Source organism: Enhydrobacter sp. (assembly GCA_025808875.1).
Lineage (GTDB): Bacteria > Pseudomonadota > Alphaproteobacteria > Reyranellales > Reyranellaceae > Reyranella.
Genome location: CP075528.1, coordinates 437,959 through 456,494, shown reverse-complemented (window position 1 = coordinate 456,494; position 18,536 = coordinate 437,959). Strand labels below are relative to the sequence as shown.

Annotated in this window: 18 protein-coding genes and 1 tRNA gene; 12 read left to right on the top strand and 7 right to left on the bottom strand. The window is 68.3% G+C overall.

Translation table 11 applies throughout. The features are described 5' to 3' along the window. The first annotated feature begins 5 nt into the window (after positions 1 to 5). A complete protein-coding gene (locus KIT25_02195; GenBank protein ID UYN95782.1) occupies positions 6 to 620 on the top strand; it encodes a pyridoxamine 5'-phosphate oxidase family protein in 615 nt (204 codons plus the stop codon). Positions 621 to 623: 3 nt separating this feature from the next. On the opposite strand, the gene KIT25_02190 is transcribed toward KIT25_02195, so the two are convergent. The 4 genes from KIT25_02190 to KIT25_02175 all read right to left on the bottom strand — a co-directional run bounded on the left by KIT25_02190 (position 624) and on the right by KIT25_02175 (position 4,986). Further along, a complete protein-coding gene (locus KIT25_02190; GenBank protein UYN95781.1) occupies positions 624 to 2,009 on the bottom strand; it encodes a trehalose-6-phosphate synthase in 1,386 nt (461 codons plus the stop codon). After that, on the bottom strand, positions 1,994 to 3,796 hold the full coding sequence (locus KIT25_02185; protein ID UYN95780.1) for a glycoside hydrolase family 15 protein: 1,803 nt from the start codon (positions 3,794 to 3,796) through the stop codon (positions 1,994 to 1,996). Before KIT25_02185 ends, KIT25_02190 begins: the two co-directional genes overlap by 16 nt. Beyond that, positions 3,793 to 4,548 carry a trehalose-phosphatase gene (gene otsB, locus KIT25_02180; GenBank protein UYN95779.1) on the bottom strand — a complete coding sequence of 252 codons (756 nt, stop codon included), beginning with the start codon at positions 4,546 to 4,548 and terminating at the stop codon, positions 3,793 to 3,795. Before otsB ends, KIT25_02185 begins: the two co-directional genes overlap by 4 nt. Before the next feature lie 192 nt (positions 4,549 to 4,740). Continuing rightward, the gene (locus KIT25_02175) at positions 4,741 to 4,986 is read right to left on the bottom strand and encodes a DUF1127 domain-containing protein (protein UYN95778.1); all 246 of its coding nucleotides are present in this window, start codon (positions 4,984 to 4,986) and stop codon (positions 4,741 to 4,743) included. Between the two features lie 157 nt (positions 4,987 to 5,143). Here KIT25_02175 and KIT25_02170 point away from each other — a divergent pair, with 157 nt between their 5' ends. The 6 genes from KIT25_02170 (at position 5,144) to KIT25_02145 (ending at position 12,585) form a co-directional block, all read left to right on the top strand. Next, complete coding sequence (locus KIT25_02170) at positions 5,144 to 6,295, top strand: aminotransferase class V-fold PLP-dependent enzyme (GenBank protein UYN95777.1); 1,152 nt, start codon at positions 5,144 to 5,146, stop codon at positions 6,293 to 6,295. 27 nt (positions 6,296 to 6,322) lie between these two features. After that, a complete protein-coding gene (locus KIT25_02165) occupies positions 6,323 to 7,267 on the top strand; it encodes an SMP-30/gluconolactonase/LRE family protein (protein UYN95776.1) in 945 nt (314 codons plus the stop codon). A gap of 3 nt (positions 7,268 to 7,270) precedes the next feature. Further along, the gene (locus KIT25_02160; GenBank protein ID UYN95775.1) at positions 7,271 to 8,476 is read left to right on the top strand and encodes an MFS transporter; all 1,206 of its coding nucleotides are present in this window, start codon (positions 7,271 to 7,273) and stop codon (positions 8,474 to 8,476) included. Between the two features lie 6 nt (positions 8,477 to 8,482). After that, on the top strand, positions 8,483 to 9,688 hold the full coding sequence (locus KIT25_02155) for an MFS transporter (protein ID UYN95774.1): 1,206 nt from the start codon (positions 8,483 to 8,485) through the stop codon (positions 9,686 to 9,688). Between the two features lie 12 nt (positions 9,689 to 9,700). Continuing rightward, a complete protein-coding gene (locus tag KIT25_02150; GenBank protein ID UYN95773.1) occupies positions 9,701 to 10,861 on the top strand; it encodes a mandelate racemase/muconate lactonizing enzyme family protein in 1,161 nt (386 codons plus the stop codon). 98 nt (positions 10,862 to 10,959) lie between these two features. Continuing rightward, positions 10,960 to 12,585 carry a Kef family K(+) transporter gene (locus KIT25_02145; GenBank protein UYN97794.1) on the top strand — a complete coding sequence of 542 codons (1,626 nt, stop codon included), beginning with the start codon at positions 10,960 to 10,962 and terminating at the stop codon, positions 12,583 to 12,585. 20 nt (positions 12,586 to 12,605) lie between these two features. Here KIT25_02145 and KIT25_02140 read toward each other — a convergent pair whose 3' ends face one another. The 3 genes from KIT25_02140 to KIT25_02130 form a co-directional block, all read right to left on the bottom strand. Then, positions 12,606 to 13,607: an aldo/keto reductase gene (locus KIT25_02140; GenBank protein UYN95772.1), complete on the bottom strand. Its 1,002-nt coding sequence runs from the start codon at positions 13,605 to 13,607 to the stop codon at positions 12,606 to 12,608. Between the two features lie 118 nt (positions 13,608 to 13,725). Beyond that, positions 13,726 to 13,947, bottom strand: coding sequence for a hypothetical protein (locus tag KIT25_02135; protein UYN95771.1), 222 nt, complete (start codon positions 13,945 to 13,947; stop codon positions 13,726 to 13,728). Between the two features lie 196 nt (positions 13,948 to 14,143). Beyond that, a tRNA-Ser gene (locus KIT25_02130) sits at positions 14,144 to 14,233 on the bottom strand. Positions 14,234 to 14,417: 184 nt separating this feature from the next. Here KIT25_02130 and rplU point away from each other — a divergent pair. The 5 genes from rplU to KIT25_02105 all read left to right on the top strand — a co-directional run bounded on the left by rplU (position 14,418) and on the right by KIT25_02105 (position 18,524). Further along, positions 14,418 to 14,717: a 50S ribosomal protein L21 gene (gene rplU / locus KIT25_02125; GenBank protein UYN95770.1), complete on the top strand. Its 300-nt coding sequence runs from the start codon at positions 14,418 to 14,420 to the stop codon at positions 14,715 to 14,717. 21 nt (positions 14,718 to 14,738) lie between these two features. Next, entirely contained in the window at positions 14,739 to 15,026 is a 288-nt protein-coding gene (gene rpmA / locus KIT25_02120; GenBank protein UYN95769.1) for a 50S ribosomal protein L27, read from the top strand. A gap of 72 nt (positions 15,027 to 15,098) precedes the next feature. Then, a complete protein-coding gene (obgE, locus tag KIT25_02115; protein ID UYN95768.1) occupies positions 15,099 to 16,103 on the top strand; it encodes a GTPase ObgE in 1,005 nt (334 codons plus the stop codon). Further along, positions 16,100 to 17,227, top strand: a complete 1,128-nt coding sequence (locus KIT25_02110; GenBank protein UYN95767.1) for a glutamate 5-kinase — start codon at positions 16,100 to 16,102, stop codon at positions 17,225 to 17,227. Before obgE ends, KIT25_02110 begins: the two co-directional genes overlap by 4 nt. Positions 17,228 to 17,243: 16 nt before the next feature. Beyond that, positions 17,244 to 18,524, top strand: a complete 1,281-nt coding sequence (locus KIT25_02105; GenBank protein UYN95766.1) for a glutamate-5-semialdehyde dehydrogenase — start codon at positions 17,244 to 17,246, stop codon at positions 18,522 to 18,524. The last annotated feature ends 12 nt before the right edge of the window (positions 18,525 to 18,536 follow it).

Genomic DNA, 18,536 nt, shown 5'->3' with positions numbered 1-18,536 from the left:
AACGAATGACCGACACCATCGCCACGATCGCCGAGCTCGAGGCGCTTTACGGCAGGCCGGCCGAAGCCGCGACCGTGAAGGAAGTCTCGCACCTCACGCCGCACTATCGCGCCTATGTCGAGGCCGCGCCCTTCGCCGTGCTGGCGACGGTCGGGCCGGAGGGCCTCGATTGCTCGCCGCGCGGCGACAGGCCGGGCTTCGTACGCATCCACGACGAGCGGACGCTGATGCTGCCCGACCGGCGCGGCAACAATCGCGTCGATTCGCTGCGCAACATCGTGCGCGATCCGCGCGCGGCCCTGCTGTTCCTGATCCCCGGCGTCGGCAACACGCTGCGCGTCAACGGCCGCGCCCGACTCAGCATCGCACCCGACCTGCTCGCCTCCTTCGCCGTCGAGGACAAGCCGCCGCGCTCGGTGATGGTGCTGACGGTCGACGCCGTCTACTTCCAGTGCGCCCGCGCCCTGGTGCGCTCCGGATTGTGGAACCCGGCGCTGCATCGCGACCCGAAGAGCCTGCCCAGCGCCGGCCAGATCCTGGCCGCGCTCAGCCAAGACCGAGTGGGCGGCGAGACCTACGACAGGGAATGGCCCGAGCGCGCGGCCCGGACCATGTGGTGAGCGCTACGCCGCGACGCGGGCGAGCGCGCGCGCCGTCAGGGCCTCCATGAAGCGCTGGCAGTAGGCTTGAGCGGTGGTCCGCATGACCCTCTCCTTCAGTGTCACATGGCGCTCCCGCCGCTCGGACAGGGGCATGGTGAGGGCGGCATGCATGGCATCGGCAATGGCGTCGGGGTCGAACGGGTTGACGATCAGTGCCTCGGTGAGCTCCTGGGCCGCGCCGGCGAAGCGCGACAGCACGAGGACGCCCGGATCGTCGTCGGACTGGGCGGCGATGAACTCCTTGGCGACGAGGTTCATGCCGTCGCGCAACGGGGTGACGACGCCGATGCGGGCGATGCGGTAGAGCCCGGCGAGCGTGGTGCGCGGCGTCGCACGGGTGCTGTAGCGCAGCGGCGTCCAATCGAACTCCGAGTAGCGGCCGTTGATGCGGCCGGTCAACCGGTCGAGCTCGGCGCGCAGCTTGCGGTACTCGTCGACCTCCTCGCGCGAACGCGGGCAGATCTGCATGAAGTGGATCTTGCGGCGATGCTCCGGATGCTTCTCGAGCAGGCGGGCGAAGGCCTCGAAGCGGTTGGGCAGACCCTTCGAATAGTCCATGCGGTCGACGCCGATCGCCAAACCGCGGCCGTCGAGGACGCCGACCAGGCGCTGCACCTGCATGTCCGTCGCGGCGCGCTCGGCCTCCTGGGCGAAGGCCTGGGCGTCGATGCCGATCGGATCGGCGAAGACGCGCACCAGCCGGCCGTCGTGGCGCACCCATTCGCCGTCCACGTCGGCGCCCAGCAGACGGCGGGCGCAGTCGCGGAAGTCCTGGGCGTGCTCCTCGGTCTGGAAGCCGACCAGATCGTAGGCGCAGAGATCGGCCATCAGCTCGTGAGCGACCGGCATGGCCTCGAGCATCGACGGCGGCACGAAGGGCACGTGCAGAAAGAAGCCCAGCGGCCCGCGAAATCCCGCCTCGCGCAGCATGCGGGCGAGCGGGATCAGATGGTAGTCGTGGGCCCACACCGTGTCGTCCGGCTGCAGCATCTGGACGAGCGATTCGGCGAAGGTCCGGTTGACCGCCAGATAGCCTTGGTAGTCCTCGCGGCGGAAGTGCATCAGCCCGAGCCTGAAATGCAGCAGCGGCCACAACGCGCCGTTGGCGAAGCCGACATAAAAGGCCCGATAGGCATCGCCGGTCAGGTCGATCGTGGCATAGGTGACGCCGCGCGCCTCGACGAGCGCGGGCTGCAGCGACGGGTCGGCCGACAGCCGGCCGCTCCAGCCGAACCAGATCGAGCCCGGAGTCATGAGGTCCTTCAGCGCCACGGCGAGGCCGCCGGCCTGCGCGCCACGCGCCTTCGGGATCGGCACGCGATTGGAGACGATCACAAGGCGTGCCATAGGCCCTCCTCCCAGCTTCGAGACAGCCGCATGGCCGACAGGATGAGCCCGACCTGCGAGTAGGTTTGCGGAAAGTTGCCCCACAGCTCGCCGGTCTGCGGGTCGAGATCCTCCGACAGCAGGCCGACGTGATTGCGGCGCGCCAGGAGGTTGTTGAAAAGTTCGAGCGCCTCCGCACGGCGGCCCACCGAGACCAGCGCATCGATGTACCAGAAGGTGCAGAGCAGGAAGGCGTTCGACGGCTTGCCGAAATCGTCGGCCTCGATGTAGCGCATCAGGAAGCCGTTGCGCATCAGGCGCTTGCCGACGACGTCGAGCGTGGCGTGGAATCGTGGATCGTCCGAGCGCAGCAGGCCGATCTCGGGCAGCACCAGGCTCGAGGCGTCGAGCATGTCGCGGTCGAGCACGCCGGAGAGCCAGCCTTCCTTCGTCGTCGCGCGCTGCAGGATCTCCTGGCGCAGCACGCCGGCGCCGGCCAGCCATTCGCGGGCCTCGGCGTCGACGCCGACCCTGCGGGCGATCATGCCGAGCCGGTGCTGGGCCGCCCAGCACATCGCGGCCGAGAAGGTATGAACCTCTTCGCGCTCGCGATACTCCCAAAGCCCCGCGTCGGGCGTCAACGCCGCGCGCTTGGCCTCGTTCCCCACGACGCACAGCTTGCGGTACAGCTCCATGTCGCCCTGGCGCGGCAGCCGTTCGTCCCAGAACATCTGCGCCGCGGTCAGGACCATCGATCCGTAGGTGTCGTTCTGGCGCTGCGACACCGCGGCGTTGCCGATGCGAACCGGGCCGAAGCCGCGGTAGCCCGGCAGGTTGTCGATCAGGCGCTCGGCCGTATCGATGCCGGGCGCGATCGGAAACAGCGGCGCGATCATGTCGGGCTGTCCACGTGAGCTGCCGGCCTCGACGATGTCGACGATGAAGCGCACGAATCCCTCCATCGTGCGCGTCGCCGACAGTCGGTTGAGCGCCGTCACGGTGAAGAAGGAATCGCGCAGCCACGAGAAGCGATAGTCCCAGGTACGCGGCGTATTCGCCGCCTCGGGCACCGATGTCGTCAGGGCCGCCAGAACCGCGCCGGTGTCCTCGAAGCTGCACAGCTTCAGGGTGATCGCGGCACGGATCACCGCGACCTGCCAGTCGAACGGGATATTCAGGTCGCGCACCCAAGTATGCCAGTAGCCTTCCGTCTCGGAAAGAAAGCCGCGGGCGAGCGAGTCGGGATTGTCCGGAACGCTCTCGTCGACGCCGACGAACAGGTTGACGGGGCGGTCGAGCGAAAACTCGGTCTCGTGGAGGATGTAGCTGATCGACGCGTCGGTGGTCAGCCGCAGCACGGCGGTGTCGCCGATGAAGCGGACATGGTTGCTCCCGCTGGTCACCTGCGGCTTGAACGAGCCGTAGTTGAAGGTCGGTCGCACACGCAACGTCACCCGCGGGCGCCCGGCGACCGGCTCGATGCGTCGCACCAGGGTCGGCGGCCGGAAGACGCGGCCGAACCGCCTGAAGCGCGGCGCGAAGTCGACGATGCGCGCCGCGCCGCCCGCGCCTTCGATGGTGGTTTCGAGGATCGCCGTGTTGGGCAGGTAGCGCTGACGTCCGGGTCCGTTGGCGCCCGCGATCGCGGCTTCCATGAAGCCGGTGGACGGCTCGTTGCCCCCGAGCAGGGCGTTGAAGACGGGGTCGCCGTCGAGCCGGCCGAGACCGTGCCAGACGTGGCGGCCGTGTCGGTCGATCAGGCTGGCGACCGCGCAGTTGCCGACGACGCCGAGGTCGAGTGTGTTCATGGCGAGGCACCGTCCGAATGCGTTGCCGGCCGCATGCTCGCCAGCCGCTCGGCGCCGCGCATCAGCCAGGCGCGCACCTGGGCGGGATCGCCGTCGAAGTCATCGGCGACGCGCAGGCCGATGCCGCCCAGTTCGCGCGCCGCGCTCATGCCGGCCTCGTCGGTGAAGTCGTCGCCGATGAAGATCGGCTTGCGACCGCGGAACGCCGGCTGCCGCATCAGGCGCTGGACCGCGCTGCCCTTGCTGGAGCCACGCAAGCCGATCTCGACGGCCTCGCGCGCCGGCAACAGCCGAAACCAGGGATCGTTCTCCGGCACCAGCGAGCGCGCCACTTGCCAGACCTCGTTGCCCCGATCCGGCGCCAGACGATAGTGGATCGTCACGCCGTGCGGCTTGGGCTCCAGGCGCACGCCGGGCCAGCGGTCGGCCGCCGCCGCGAGCGCGACCCGCCACGAATCGGGCACCGAGGCCACGGCCGGCATTTCCTCGCGTGTCCCATCGTCGAATCGCAATGCGGCGCCGTGCTCGCCGGCCGCACTCGAGCAGAACGGATCGAAGAGGCGATCGATTTGCGCGATCGGTCGGCCGCTGACGATGGCCAAGGCGCCGCCGAGATGATCGCGCAGTTGGGTCAGCAGTTCAGGCAGGTCGGCGGGAACCACCACGTTCTCGGGAGTCTCGGCAATCTCGAGCAGGGTTCCGTCGACATCCAAGAATAGTGCAGACGTCCGGTCGAAATCCGGCGGTGCCATCCTGCCCCCTGCGCCCTACGTGACTTGTTGTGGCGCGACGGGCATTCGACAATGAATACGCCGCCTCGCGGCCGCCCTGAGGCGACCGCGCGCGCGCCTGTTCTCAACGCCAAATTTTGGCCTCGGTTCCGCAGTGACAACCGGATGTGGCGACAATAAGGCAATTAACCATATCCGTGAAAAGGATAAATGTCAGCGCAGCGAGCCCATCCGCCGCCAGAATGGCTGGCCGGATTCGAAGGCCGCGGCTGCGGGAGAGATGCCGACATCGCGCAAGGCGCGGGCGTCCATCTCGCCCAGGCGGCGACGTTGCTCGCTGCGCTCGCGCCATACCGCCAGCACGATGGCGATGCGATCCGCCAGCGAAGGGCGCGGCACGGTCGGGCTGACGTAGAAGTCGGGCGGACTGAGGAAGCGATTGCGGGAGTAGAGGCTCATCTTTCCCTCCTTGGATGCGCCTCAACGTGGTCCCGCGCGCGCGGCCTCTCAACGATGCGCGAGGTAATCACCACGAGACATGCTCATGGCGAGCGATGAAAAACTTGCCCTCGGGTGGTGCATGCTAGGGTCGGTCGCCGCCGAGGAGTTTCCGCCAATGCTGCCCAGCCAACGTGCCCAGTTCGACATTCCACGCGATGTCTGCTTCCTCAATGCCGCGGCCTGGAGCCCGCTGCCGATCGCCTCCCAGGAGGCCGGTCGCGCTGCGGTGGCCCGCAAGGGCCAGCCCTGGAAGCTCCCGGCCGACTTCCAGTCGAGCCAGTACGAGCGGGCGCGCAAGGCCGCCGCGGCGCTGATCGGTGCCGATCCGAACGATGTGGCCCTGATCCCCTCGGTCGGCTACGGCGTGTCGACGGCCGGCAAAGTCCTGCCGATCGCGCGCGGCAGCCGGGTCGTCGTGCTCGAGAACGACCACACCTCGCCGGTGCTCGAATGGGTCAGCCGCTCGGAGACGGGCGGCTTTACCGTGCACACGGTGCCCCAGCCGAGCGACGGCGACTGGACTTCGGCGGTTCTCGAGGCGATCGACCGGCCGGGCGCCGCGCCGTTGGCGCTGGTCTCCATTTCGTCGGTGCACTGGTCCGATGGCGGCGCCGTCGACATGACGCGCATCGCCGAGCTGGCGAAGAGGACGGGCGCCGCTTTGTTGGTCGACGCCACGCACGATGCGGGCGTACGGCGCATCGACGTGAAGACCCTCGATCCGGACTTCCTCATCTTCCCGACCTACAAATGGGTGCTCGGTCCTTACGGCAGGGCCTTCATGTACGTCGCCAAACGCTGGCAGAACGGCGTACCGCTGGAGCAGACCGCGCCTGCCCGCAAGGCGGTCTCGGCCGAGGACACGGTCTATTTCCGGGACATCTCCTATCGCGACGACGCCCGGCGCTACGACATGGGCGAGCGCGATCATTTCATTTCGCTCGAGATGGCATCCATCGGCATGGAGATGATGGCGGCCTGGGGAAACGATCCGATCGTCGCCCGCCTCGCCATGCTGACCGACCGGCTGGCCGAGGGACTCGGCAATCTCGGCGTGCGCACGCTCGACAAGCGCGTCCGCGCTCCGCACGTTCTCTGCCTCGCCTTCCCCAAGGGCATGCCCGAGGATCTGCCCAAGCGCCTCGCCGCGGAGCAGGTCTATGCCGCACCGCGGCTCGGTCGCCTGCGCATCAGCCCGCACGTGTATAATGACGAAGAGGATGTCGAGCGGTTCATCGAAGTGTTCCGCAAAGTGACCGCCTCCTGACAAGAACGAGAACCCGAGGAAACCGAGATGTGGCAACCGAATGAGCGCTACCCCGATCCGGCGGTGCGCGTGCTCGATCCCGCCTTCAACAAGTACCGGCTGCCGCTGGCGTCGGTCGAGCGGCTCCATACCGGCTGCCGCTGGTCGGAGGGGCCGGTCTATTTCGGCGACGGCCGCTACGTGCTGTGGAGCGACATTCCCAACAACCGCATCCTGCGCTGGGACGAGGAGACCGGCGTTGTTTCGGTGTTCCGCAAGCCGTCGAACAACGCCAATGGCCATACGCGCGACCGACACGGCCGCTTGATTGGCTGCGAGCACGACGCGCGCCGGGTGGTGCGCACCGAGTATGACGGTTCCATCACCGTGCTCGCCGACTCCTACAATGGCAGGCCGCTCAATTCGCCCAACGACGTCGTCGTGAAGTCCGATCACTCGATATGGTTCAGCGATCCGCTGTTCGGCATCCTGGGCTTCTACGAGGGCCACAAGGCGGAGAGCGAGAACAAGCCCGCCGTCTATCGGCTCGATCCGCAGACCGGCAAGCTCGCTGTCATGACGGACGACATTCCCGGTCCCAACGGACTGGCCTTCTCGCCCGACGAGAAGAAACTCTACGTCGTGGCCTCGCGCGCCGAGCCGCATCGCCAGATCCTGTCCTACGACGTGCTCGATGGCGGCACGAAACTCGGCAAGGGCAAGGTGCTGATCGATGCCGGGCCGGGCGGCTCGCCCGATGGCTTCCGCGTCGATGTCGACGGCAACCTGTGGTGCGGCTGGGGCATGGGTTCCGACGAACTCGACGGAGTGAGGGTGTTCGATCCGGAAGGCAAGCCCATCGGCCACGTCAGCCTGCCCGAGCGCTGCGCCAACGTCTGCTTCGGCGGGCGCTACCGCAACCGGCTGTTCATGGCCGCCAGCCACTCGCTCTACGCCCTCTACGTCAACACTCAAGGCGTCGCCGGCGGCTGATCCATGCTCGGAGTCGAGTCGCGGTACGCCTGGTGGCGCCTGGCCGCCAGCGCGGTGCTTGGCACGTTGGGCGGCGTCGGCATGTGGAGCATCTCGGTGGTGCTGCCTGCCGTCGAGGTCGAGTTCGGCGCCACGCGCGCCGACGTTTCCCTCTCCTACACCACAACCATGCTGGGCTTCGGCGTCGGCACCATGCTGGTCGGGCGACTGATCGACACGCGCGGCGCCTTCGTCACAGTCCTGCTGGCCTCGCTGCTGCTGGTCGTGGGCTATGTCGCGGCGGCGCTGAGCACGAGCCTCTGGCTGTTTGCCGCCATGCAGGGCGCGCTGATCGGCGTCGGCGCCGCGGCGAGCTTCATTCCGCTGGTCGCCGACATTTCGCACTGGTTCGACAAGAGGCGGGGGCTCGCCATGGCGATCTGCGCCTCGGGCAACTATCTCGCCGGCACGCTATGGCCCAAGGTGATCGACGTGATCATGCGCGAGCACGACTGGCGCACGGCCTATCTCGCGGTGGCTGTCATTTGCCTGGTCGGCATGGTCCCGTGCTGCGTCGTCCTGCGGCCGCGGGCGCCGGTTCATGCCGGCGGGGGCGGACCGCCGCCAGCGCCCTACTCCGCCCGCTCGCTCGGCCTGTCGCCGAACGGCCTGCAGATCTGGCTGGCGATCGCCGGGGTCGGCTGCTGCGTCGCCATGGCCCTGCCGCAGGCGCACATCGTCGCCTACTGCGCCGATCTCGGCTACGGCACGGCGCGCGGCGCCGAGCTGCTGTCGCTGATGACCGCCGGCGGCATCGTCAGTCGCGTCGCCTCGGGCTGGCTCGCCGACCGTCTCGGCGGCATCAGGACCTTGCTGCTCGGATCGACCCTGCAGGCGATTGCACTGCTCGCCTACCTCGTCTCCGACACGCTGCTCGCGCTCTATCTGGTGTCGGCCCTGTTCGGCCTCGTCCAGGGCGGCATCATCCCGTCCTACGGCGTGATCGTGCGCGAATACTTCCCGCCGCAGGAAGCCGGTGCGCGCATGGGCATCGCCGTGTCCGCTACCATCGTCGGCATGGCGCTCGGCGGCTGGATGGGCGGCGCGCTGGTCGACCTCACCGGCTCCTACCGCGCCTCCTTCGTCAACGCCTTCGCCTGGAACGTGCTCAACGGCGTCATGATCTGGATGCTGCTGTTCCGTCAGATGCGGCGCAGGGTTTTCGTCTGATCCGGCATGGCAACGCTCATCGACTCCCCCTATGCTTGGCGGCGGCTCGCCGCCAGCGTCTCGCTCAGCACCATGGGCGGCATCGGCATGTGGTGCTTGCCCGTGGCGCTTCCATCCGTGCAAGCCGACCTCGGCGTGAGCCGCGCCGACATCTCGCTCGCCTATTCGATGAACATGCTGGGCTTCTTCGCCGGCGGCGTGGCCATCGGCCCGCTGGTCGATCGCCGCGGCATCGTGCCGGTGTCGATCCTGAGCGCCATCGGCATCGCGACGGGCTTCGCGCTGGCGCCCACGACATCGATGCTGATGCTGTTCGCGGCCGCCCAGGTACTGATCGGCTTCAGCGCGGCGGCGACCTTCGCCCCCCTCGTCGCCGACATCTCCCACTGGTTCGAGAAGCGCCGCGGCGTCGCCGTCGCCATCGCCGCCTCCGGCAACTACATCGCCGGCGCGGTCTGGCCGCCGATCGTCGAGCTGCTGGTCCGCGATCACGGCTGGCGTGCGACCTATCTCGCCATTGCCGCCTTCTGCCTGGTGACGATGGTGCCGCTCGCCCTGATGCTGAAGCGCCGCGCGCCCGACCATGCCGAGGCCGGCGCGAGCGCCGTGGCGCGCCAGTCGCTCGCCAGTCTCGGCCTGTCTCCCAACGCCCTGCAGGCGCTGCTGATCGTGGCCGGCATCTCCTGCTGCGTCGCCATGTCGATGCCGCAGGTCCACATCGTCGCCTACTGCGCCGATCTCGGCTATGGCGTGGCGCGTGGCGCGGAGATGCTGTCATTGATGCTGGGCTTCGGCATCGTGAGCCGCATCGCTTCGGGTTGGCTCGCCGACCGGGTGGGCGGCGTCATGACCCTGCTGATCGGCTCGACCTTGCAGTGCCTGGCGCTGGTCTTCTACCTCGTCGACGATTCACTCGCGTCGCTCTACGTCGCCTCGGCGCTGTTCGGCCTGTTCCAGGGCGGCATCGTGCCGTCCTATGCCATCATCGTGCGCGAATACTTCCCGCCGCGCGAAGCGGCAAGCCGGGTCGGGCTCGCCATCTCCTCGACCATCGTCGGCATGGCGCTCGGCGGCTGGATGGGCGGCGTGCTGTTCGACATGACCGGCTCGTACCGTGCCGCCTTCATCAATGGTATTGCCTGGAACGTGCTGAACGCCGCCATCGCCTGGTGGCTGCTCAGCCGCCAGTCGCGCCGGCCCGCCGCGGCCTGAGGGAGTTCGTCCATGCGCATCGTCGAAATCCGCGACACCGTCTCGCCCATAAAGTCCAACATCGCCAACGCCTACATCGATTTCAGCCAGATGACCGCCTCGGTCGTGGCGGTCGTGACCGACGTCGAGGTCGAGGGCAAGCCGGTGATCGGCTACGGCTTCAACTCGAACGGCCGCTACGCCCAGCACGGCCTGCTGGGCGAGCGCTTTATCCCGCGGCTTCGCAAGGCCAAGGCCGATTCGGTGGTCGACGCCGAAGGCCTGCTCGATCCGGCGAAATGCTGGTCGGCGATGATGGCCAACGAGAAGCCGGGCGGACACGGCGAGCGGTCGGTCGCCGTCGGCGTGCTCGACATGGCGCTGTGGGATGCCGTCGCCAAGGCGAGGCGCGTGCCGCTCTGGAAACTGCTGGCCGACCGCTACAATGGCGGCAAGCACGACGATGCGGCCTGGGTCTATGCCGCCGGCGGCTACTACTATCCCGGCAAGGATCTCGACGAGCTGCAGGACGAGATGCGTCACTATCTCGACCTCGGCTATTCATGCGTGAAGATCAAGGTCGGCGGCGTACCGCTCGCCGATGATCTGCGCCGCATCGAGGCGGTGCTGAAGATCGTCGGATCGGGCGAACGACTGGCGGTCGACGTCAACGGCAAGTTCGACCTGCCGACCGCCATCGCTTTCGGCAAGGCGATCGAGGCCATGGGGTTGCGCTGGTACGAGGAGCCACTCGACCCGCTCGACTATCTCGCGCACGCCGCGCTCGCGACGCAATACGCCCCGCCGCTCGCTACCGGCGAGAACCTGTTCTCCATGCAGGATGCGCGCAACCTGATCCGCCATGGCGGGCTGCGTCCCGACCGCGACATCCTGCAGTTCGATCCCGCGCTGTCCTACGGTCTGGTCGAGTATCTGCGCACGCTCGACATGCTCCGGGCCAACGGCTGGTCGCCGCGACGCTGCGTGCCGCACGGCGGCCACCAGTTCGCCCTCAACATCGCCGTCGGCCTGCAATGCGGCGGCAACGAATCCTACCCGCAGGTGTTCGCGCCATTCGGCGGCTTCGCCGACGACTGCCCGGTGGTCGACAGCCGCGTGCAGATGCCCGATGCGCCGGGCATCGGCTTCGAACGCAAGTCCGAACTGTGGGCGGTGATGAAGGAGCTGGCCTGACGGCCTTTGGCGGATGGCCGCGAGCGGGCGGGATGTCGGAATGACGTGAATATGTCTCTTCAACTCCCTCGTTGACCGCGTAAAAGGGGATGGAAATGCTGCCGCACCATACCCCGCTCATCGCCACCATCGCCGTCGGCCTGATGCTCGCCTACGTCTTTGGGCTCGTCGCCCATCGGCTGCGGCTGCAGCCGCTGGTCGGCTATCTGCTGGCCGGCGTCCTCGTAGGGCCGCACACGCCGGGGTTCGTGGCGGACCAGAGCCTGGCCACCGAACTGGCCGAGATCGGCATCATCCTGCTGATGTTCGGCGTCGGCCTGCATTTTTCGCTCAAGGACCTGATGAGCGTGGCGCGCATCGCCATACCGGGCGCGATCGGACAGATCGCCGTGGCGACGGGGATGGGCGTCCTGCTGGCGCTGGCCATGGGTTGGAGCCTGGCCGCCGGCATGGTGCTCGGCCTCGCGCTTTCGGTCGCCAGCACGGTCGTGATGGTTCGAACCCTGCAAGACCGGCACATTCTCGACACCGATCGCGGCCGTATTGCCGTCGGATGGCTGGTGGTCGAGGATCTCGTCATGGTGCTGGCGCTGGTCCTGCTGCCGGCGCTGGCGACATCGGGCGCCGGCTCGGACGTACCCGCCACCCGCATCCTGTTCTCCGTGCTGATCACAGTGGCGAAGGTGTCGATCTTCGTCGCCGTCATGCTCCTGGTGGGGCGGCGACTGATCCCTTGGCTGATGCACTACACCGCGCACACCGGATCGCGCGAGCTCTTCCGCCTCGCCGTCTATGCGATCGCGCTGGGCGTGGCCTTCGGCGCCGCCAAGATGTTCGACGTATCGTTCGCCCTCGGGGCGTTCTTCGCCGGCATGGTGATGCGCGAAAGCGACCTCAGCCACCAGGCCACCGAGGAATCGCTGCCGCTGCGCGACGCGTTCGCCGTGCTCTTCTTCGTCTCGGTCGGCATGCTGCTCAACCCCTCGGTCTTCCTCGACGAGCCGTTGGCGGTGCTGGCGACGGTGGCCATCATCGTGATCGGCAAGTCCGCCGCCGCCTTCCTGATCGTGCGCGCCTTCGGCCATCCCAACCGGACGGCACTGACCATCTCGGCCAGCCTGGCGCAGATCGGCGAGTTCTCCTTCATCCTGATCGGCCTCGGCTTTGGACTGAAGCTCGTCTCGCCCCAGGCGCAGGACCTCGTCGTCGCCGGCGCCATCGTCTCCATGATGATCAACCCGCTCCTGTTCACCCTGATCGAGGACAGGGCGGCGAAGAAGGAAGCACCCGTTCCGAGCGCCAAGACGGGCCACGACGTGCTGATCGGCTATGGACGGGTCGGCTCACTGGTCGGTGCGGCGCTCGCGGGCGGAGACGGCAAGCTGATCGTGGTCGAGAGCAACGAGCAGGCCATCGAGCAGGCACGGAGCGACGGCGCCGAGGTCATCTCCGGCAATGCCGCCGATCCGGCGGTGCTGGCGGCCACCAACCTGACCGCTGCGCGGCGCCTGATCATCACCATTCCCGAGGCGTTCGAGGCCGGACAGGTGGTCGCGCAGGCGCGCGCCGCCAACCCCAGCCTCGAAATCCTGGCGCGCGCGCATTCGCGGCCCACCGCAGAGCATTTGAGCTCGCTCGGCGCCAGGCTGGTCATCCAGGGCGAGCGCGAAATCGCCCACCGCATGATCGAGCATCTGACGTCGAATGCCGGTCGCGGCGGCTGAGCACGCTCCCCGGCGGCCCCTTAGAGGTAGACGGCCTTCATCAGCGGCTCGGCGTAGCGCGTGCCGGCGGCGGCGCCCGGCGGCAGTGCTGCGGACAGCTGTCCGACCTCCGGCGCCGACAGCCGGATCCGCAGCGCGCCGAGATTCTCGTCGATCCGCTCGGCCCGCTTGGTGCCAGGAATGGGCACGATGTCGTCGCCCTGTGCCAGCAGCCAGGCCAGCGCGATCTGTCCCGGCGTGCAGCCCTTGGTTCGCGCCATCGCCTCGACCGCGGCGACGAGGCCGAGATTGTGGGCGAGATTGTCGGGCGAGAAGCGTGGATGCCGCCCGCGGCCGTCGCCCTCGGGGATATCCGCCGTCTGGCGGACCGCGCCGGTCAACAGGCTGCGGCCGAGCGGCGAGTAGGCGACGAACGCGATGCCGAGCTCGCGCGTGGTGCGCAGCGTCTCCTCGGCGTGCGACCGGTACAGCAGCGAATATTCGCTCTGCACGGCCGCGATCGGATGGACCTTGTGGGCCCGACGGATGGTTTCGGGCTTCGCCTCGCTGAGGCCGATCGCCCGGACCTTGCCCGCCGCGATCAAACCCGCCATGGCTCCGACCGTCTCCTCGATCGGCACCTTGGGGTCGACGCGATGCTGGTAGTAGAGGTCGATGACGTCGACTCCCAGCCGCTTCAGGCTGGCATCGCAGGCCGACCGGACATGGGTCGGACTGCCATCGACGCCGTTGCCGCCGCCGGGCAGCTGCGTCTGGCCGAACTTGGTGGCGAGCACCACGCGATCGCGCCGCCCGCCGGCCAAAGCCTTGCCGAGCAGGGTTTCGTTGTGACCCCAGCCGTACATGTCGGAGCTGTCGAGGAAATCGATGCCACGGTCGAGCGCGTGGTGGATGACGCGTATCGCCTCCGCATCGTCGCTCTTGCCGTAGGCTCCCGAGAGCGACATGCAGCCGAGGCCGAGCGGGAACACGCTCAGCGGGCTCGCGCCAAGCCGGCGAGGGGCAGCCACGGCAACACTCATCGAAGGTCTCCTTCGGCCGAACGCTATCACACATCGGACGGCCGGCGTCGCGGCCCAATGAAAAGGCGCTTCGAACCGTCGCTCGAAGCGCCCAGGAACGACGTCCCTTTCGGGCAGGCTAGCCCGATACGCGCACGAACTGGACGTGATCGCGGCTGCGCAGGGTCGGCGCGGCGCGCTCGCGCGCGGGCTTCATCGGCTCCGTCGCGGCCTCGATGACGAACGGCTCGGCCGACTTGTTGGCGTGCGCGATGGCGTTGAACTGCAGCACGCTCGCGGCACCGAAGGTCACCATGAGCGCGAAGACCAGCATCGTCGTCCCGACCAGAATGTGTCGCATCGCCCACCTTCCCAACCCAATCTCGCCGTGCCGGACCCCCAAAGTCCCTGCACTAACGACGCGGATATACGCCAGACGCCGGGGTTTTAGAACCTGATTTTGGTATCAACAGTACCCGGGTCGAACCGGCGGACAGACGTCAAGTCTCTGAAGTATAACGACTATTAGAGCAACTGCCGTCGGTTCGAGCGGTCTCTGGCGGAGAGGGTGGGATTCGAACCCACGGTACGCTTGCACGCACAACGGTTTTCGAGACCGTCCCAATCGACCACTCTGGCACCTCTCCGGGGGCCGCCCTTATAGGGGGGCGGCCAAAGCCGGGCAACCCGCCTGGCGCGCGGCCACCCTGTCGACCTATCGGACGCGGCAAGGCCTTGTTTGCGTTGACTCGAACGGGGCCGTGCGTATATTCCGCGCTCTTCCGGCGGGACCCTTTGGCCCGCCGTGCTATTTCGCGCTTTGGGTGCATCATGATCGCCGTAATCCGCACGGGTGGAAAGCAGTACACCGTCGCCGCCGAGGACACCCTCACGATCGAGCGGATCGAGGGCGAGGCCGGCGCGAAGGTCGAGTTCACCGACGTGTTGATGGCCGGCGACAAGGTCGGAACCCCGACGGTCGCGGGCGCCAGGGTGGTGGGCTCGATCGTCGAGCAGGCGCGCGGCCCGCACCTGATCGTCTTCAAGAAGCGTCGTCGTCAGAATTCACGGCGCAAGAACGGCCATCGTCAGGATCTGACGGTGGTCAAGATCGAACAGATCGTCGCCTGAACGCGCGGCGGGAGCAGACAGATGGCACACAAGAAAGCAGGCGGCTCGTCACGTAACGGCCGCGATTCGGAGAGCAAGCGACTCGGCGTCAAGCGCTTCGGCGGCCAGAAGGTGCTCGCCGGCAACATCCTGGTCCGTCAGCGCGGCACCAAGATGGACGCGGGCACCAATGTCGGCATTGGCCGCGACCACACGCTGTTCGCGACGGCCGACGGCGTGGTGTCGTTCCGGACCCGCTCGGGCGGCAAGGTCGAGGTGAACGTGCGGCCGGCGCCGGCGCAGAACCCGTCCAAGATGGCTGCCGAATAGCCGTTCCCATCCGACTAGATTGACGAAGGGGAGCGGCTCGCCGTTCCCCTTTTTCGTTTCTGGACCCCGACCATGAAGTTCCTCGACCAGGCCAAAGTCTTCATCCGCTCCGGCAACGGCGGCGCCGGATGCGTGGGCTTTCGCCGCGAGAAGTTCATCGAGTTCGGCGGCCCCGACGGCGGCGACGGCGGCAAGGGCGGCGACGTGGTCGCCGAGTGCGTCGACGGCCTGAACACGCTGATCGACTATCGCTACGCCCAGCACTTCAAGGCCGAGACCGGCCACCACGGCATGGGCAGCCAGCGCACCGGCGCCAGCGGCAAGGACATCGTGCTGCGCCTGCCGCGCGGCACCCAGATCTTCGCCGAGGACAACGAGACGCTGCTGGTCGACCTGACCGCGGTCGGCCAGCGCGTCGTGCTCGCAAAGGGCGGCGACGGCGGCTACGGCAACCTGCACTACAAGAGTTCGACCAACCGCGCCCCCCGGCGCGCCGACAAGGGCTGGCCGGGCGAGGAGCGCTGGATCTGGCTCCGGCTCAAGCTGATCGCCGATATCGGACTGGTCGGGTTGCCCAATGCCGGCAAGTCGACGTTCCTGTCGGCCACCTCGAACGCGCGCCCCAAGATCGCCGACTATCCCTTCACCACCCTCCATCCCGGCCTCGGCGTCGTGAAGGTGGGCAACCGGGAGTTCGTGATGGCCGATATTCCCGGCCTGATCGAGGGCGCGCACGAAGGCGCCGGCCTCGGCACGCGCTTCCTCGGCCATGTCGAGCGCTGCCGCGCCCTCCTGCACCTGGTCGACGGCACGCAAGACGACGTCGCCGCCGCCTACCGGACGGTCCGGGCGGAGCTGAAGGCCTACAGCCCCACCCTGGCGCGCAAGAAGGAGATCGTGGCGCTCAACAAGACCGATGCCATGACCGACGCCGACATCGAGACCCGTCACGCCCAGCTCGCCCGGGCGAGCCGCAAGACGGTGCACGTCATTTCCGGCGTGTCGGGCCGTGGCGTTCAACCCCTGCTGCACGAGCTGATGAAGCTCGTCGACAGGCAACTCGAGAAAGCGGCATGAGCCCGCTCGCCGGCTCCCGCCGCCTGGTCGTCAAGATCGGCTCCTCGATCCTGGTCGACGAAGGCAGAGGCGAGATCCGGCGCGACTGGCTCGAGGCGCTGGCGCGCGACGCGGCACGCCTGCACCGACAAGGCTGCGAGATCGTGCTGGTCTCGTCGGGAGCCATCCGGCTCGGCCGCACTCTGCTCGGGCTCGCACCGGGCGTGCTCAAGCTCGAGGAAAGCCAGGCCGCCGCGGCCACCGGCCAGATCCAGCTCGCGCACGCCTACCGCGACGCGCTCGCCGCCCACGGCATCACGGTGGCGCAGGTGCTGCTGACGCTCGACGATTCCGAGGAGCGCCGCCGCTACCTCAATGCGCGCCAGACCATGAATACCTTGCTGGGGCTCAAGGCCGTCCCGGTGATCAACGAGAACGACACGGTCGCGACCGACGAGATCCGCTTCGGCGACAACGATCGGCTGGGCGCGCGCGTCGCCGAGATGATCTCGGCCGACACGCTGGTGCTGCTGTCCGACATCGACGGCCTCTACACCGGCGACCCGCGCAGCGACGCATCGGCGAAATTCATTCCCGAGATTCGCGAAATCACGCCGGAGATCGAGGCGATGGCCGGCGCCGCCGCCTCGAACCTCAGCAACGGCGGCATGGTCACCAAGATGATGGCCGGCCGCATCGCCATGGCCGCCGGCTGCCGCATGGCGATCGCCGACGGCCGGAGTGTCGGGGCGCTGGGCGCCCTGATCGACGGCAAGGCCAGGTGCAGCTGGTTCCTGCCAGACTACGAGAATGGGGCCTCGCCGCTGTCGGCGCGTAAGAAATGGATCAAGGGTTCGCTCAAGGCCGCCGGCGCATTGACCGTCGACGACGGCGCCGGCCGCGCGCTGGCCGCCGGCAAGAGCCTCCTGCCGGCGGGAGTCACCGCCATCGAGGGTGACTTCCGGCGTGGCGACGTCGTCGACGTCAAGGACCGTGCCGGCCGACTGCTGGCACGCGGCCTGGTCGCCTATGCCGCCGAGGACGCCCGCCGCATTGCCGGCCGCAAGAGCGCAGAGATCGAGAAGTTGCTGGGTTTCCGGGGCCGGGACGAGATGGTCCACCGCGACGACCTCGTCGTCGAATGACTATAATGGTGCCGGCATGAACGCGCAGACCAAGCCGGCGGAGGACACCGCCGCGATCGTGGCCGAACTGGGCCGCCGCGCCAAGGCGGCGGCTGCGGCGCTGCGCATCGCCCCGACCGCAATCAAGAATGCCGCGCTCGCCGAGGCCGCCGGCCTGATCCGGCGCGACAGGGAAGCGATCCTCGCCGCCAATGCGCGCGACATCGCGGCGGCGAAAGTCGCCGGCATGAGCGGCGCCCTGCAGGATCGCCTGCTGCTGAACGATGCGCGGGTCGAGGCCATGGCCAAGGGGCTCGACGACATCGTCGCCCTGCCCGACCCCGTCGGCGCCACGATCGAGGAGTGGCAGCGCCCCAACGGCCTGGCGATCAGCCGCGTGCGCGTGCCGATCGGCATCATCGGGGTGATCTACGAGGCGCGCCCCAACGTCACGGCCGACGCGGGCTCACTCTGCATCAAGTCGGGAAACGTGGTCGTGCTGCGCGGCGGCTCCGACAGCTTCCACTCCTCCCGAGCGATCGTCGAGCTGCTGCGCCGGGCGCTGGCCGGCAACGGCCTGCCCGAGGACTGCGTGCAGCTCGTGCCGACGACCGACCGCGCCGCGGTCGGCGAAATGCTGCGCGCCACCGACTGGCTCGACCTCATCGTGCCGCGCGGGGGACGCTCGCTGATCGACCGCGTCACCGAGGAAAGCCGCGTGCCGGTGCTGCGACACTACGACGGCATCTGCCATGTCTATGTCGACCGCGACGCCGATGTGGGGATGGCCCGCGACATCGTGGCCAACGCCAAGATGCGCCGCGTCAGCGTCTGCGGCGCGGCCGAGACGCTGCTGATCGACCGCGCCGCGCTCGACACGCACCTCGGGCCGGTGCTCGACCGGCTGCACGAGCTGGGCTGCGAGGTGCGCGGCGACGCCGAGGTGCGGAAGCGCGATCCGAGGGCCAAGCCCGCCACGGACAAGGACTGGCGCACGGAGTACCTCGAACCGATCATCTCCGTCGCGACGGTCGACGGCGTCGAAGGCGCCATCCGGCACATCGCCACCTACGGCAGCCAGCACACCGAATCGATCGTGACCGGCAACCAGGCGACCGCCGACCGCTTCCTCGGCGAAGTCGACAGCGCCATCGTCATGCACAACGCCAGCACGCAGTTCGCCGATGGGGGCGAGTTCGGATTGGGGGCGGAGATCGGCATCTCGACCAACCGCATGCACGCGCGCGGTCCGGTCGGCCTGGTCGAACTCACCACCTACAAGAACATCGTGCGCGGCAAGGGCACCCTGCGTCCATGAGCCCCGCGGCGT

Bases quoted from the DNA above. Each gene is read 5' to 3' on its own strand.
- KIT25_02160 (UYN95775.1), top strand. From the start codon at position 7,271: ATGCTCGGAGTCGAGTCGCGGTACGCCTGGTGGCGCCTGGCCGCCAGC.
- KIT25_02140 (UYN95772.1), bottom strand. From the start codon at position 13,607: ATGAGTGTTGCCGTGGCTGCCCCTCGCCGGCTTGGCGCGAGCCCGCTG.
- KIT25_02135 (UYN95771.1), bottom strand. From the start codon at position 13,947: ATGCGACACATTCTGGTCGGGACGACGATGCTGGTCTTCGCGCTCATG.
- KIT25_02195 (UYN95782.1), top strand. From the start codon at position 6: ATGACCGACACCATCGCCACGATCGCCGAGCTCGAGGCGCTTTACGGC.
- KIT25_02165 (UYN95776.1), top strand. From the start codon at position 6,323: ATGTGGCAACCGAATGAGCGCTACCCCGATCCGGCGGTGCGCGTGCTC.
- rplU (UYN95770.1), top strand. From the start codon at position 14,418: ATGATCGCCGTAATCCGCACGGGTGGAAAGCAGTACACCGTCGCCGCC.
- KIT25_02150 (UYN95773.1), top strand. From the start codon at position 9,701: ATGCGCATCGTCGAAATCCGCGACACCGTCTCGCCCATAAAGTCCAAC.
- KIT25_02185 (UYN95780.1), bottom strand. From the start codon at position 3,796: ATGAACACACTCGACCTCGGCGTCGTCGGCAACTGCGCGGTCGCCAGC.
- KIT25_02110 (UYN95767.1), top strand. From the start codon at position 16,100: ATGAGCCCGCTCGCCGGCTCCCGCCGCCTGGTCGTCAAGATCGGCTCC.
- KIT25_02175 (UYN95778.1), bottom strand. From the start codon at position 4,986: ATGAGCCTCTACTCCCGCAATCGCTTCCTCAGTCCGCCCGACTTCTAC.
- KIT25_02170 (UYN95777.1), top strand. From the start codon at position 5,144: ATGCTGCCCAGCCAACGTGCCCAGTTCGACATTCCACGCGATGTCTGC.
- KIT25_02155 (UYN95774.1), top strand. From the start codon at position 8,483: ATGGCAACGCTCATCGACTCCCCCTATGCTTGGCGGCGGCTCGCCGCC.
- KIT25_02190 (UYN95781.1), bottom strand. From the start codon at position 2,009: ATGGCACGCCTTGTGATCGTCTCCAATCGCGTGCCGATCCCGAAGGCG.
- KIT25_02105 (UYN95766.1), top strand. From the start codon at position 17,244: ATGAACGCGCAGACCAAGCCGGCGGAGGACACCGCCGCGATCGTGGCC.
- rpmA (UYN95769.1), top strand. From the start codon at position 14,739: ATGGCACACAAGAAAGCAGGCGGCTCGTCACGTAACGGCCGCGATTCG.
- otsB (UYN95779.1), bottom strand. From the start codon at position 4,548: ATGGCACCGCCGGATTTCGACCGGACGTCTGCACTATTCTTGGATGTC.
- obgE (UYN95768.1), top strand. From the start codon at position 15,099: ATGAAGTTCCTCGACCAGGCCAAAGTCTTCATCCGCTCCGGCAACGGC.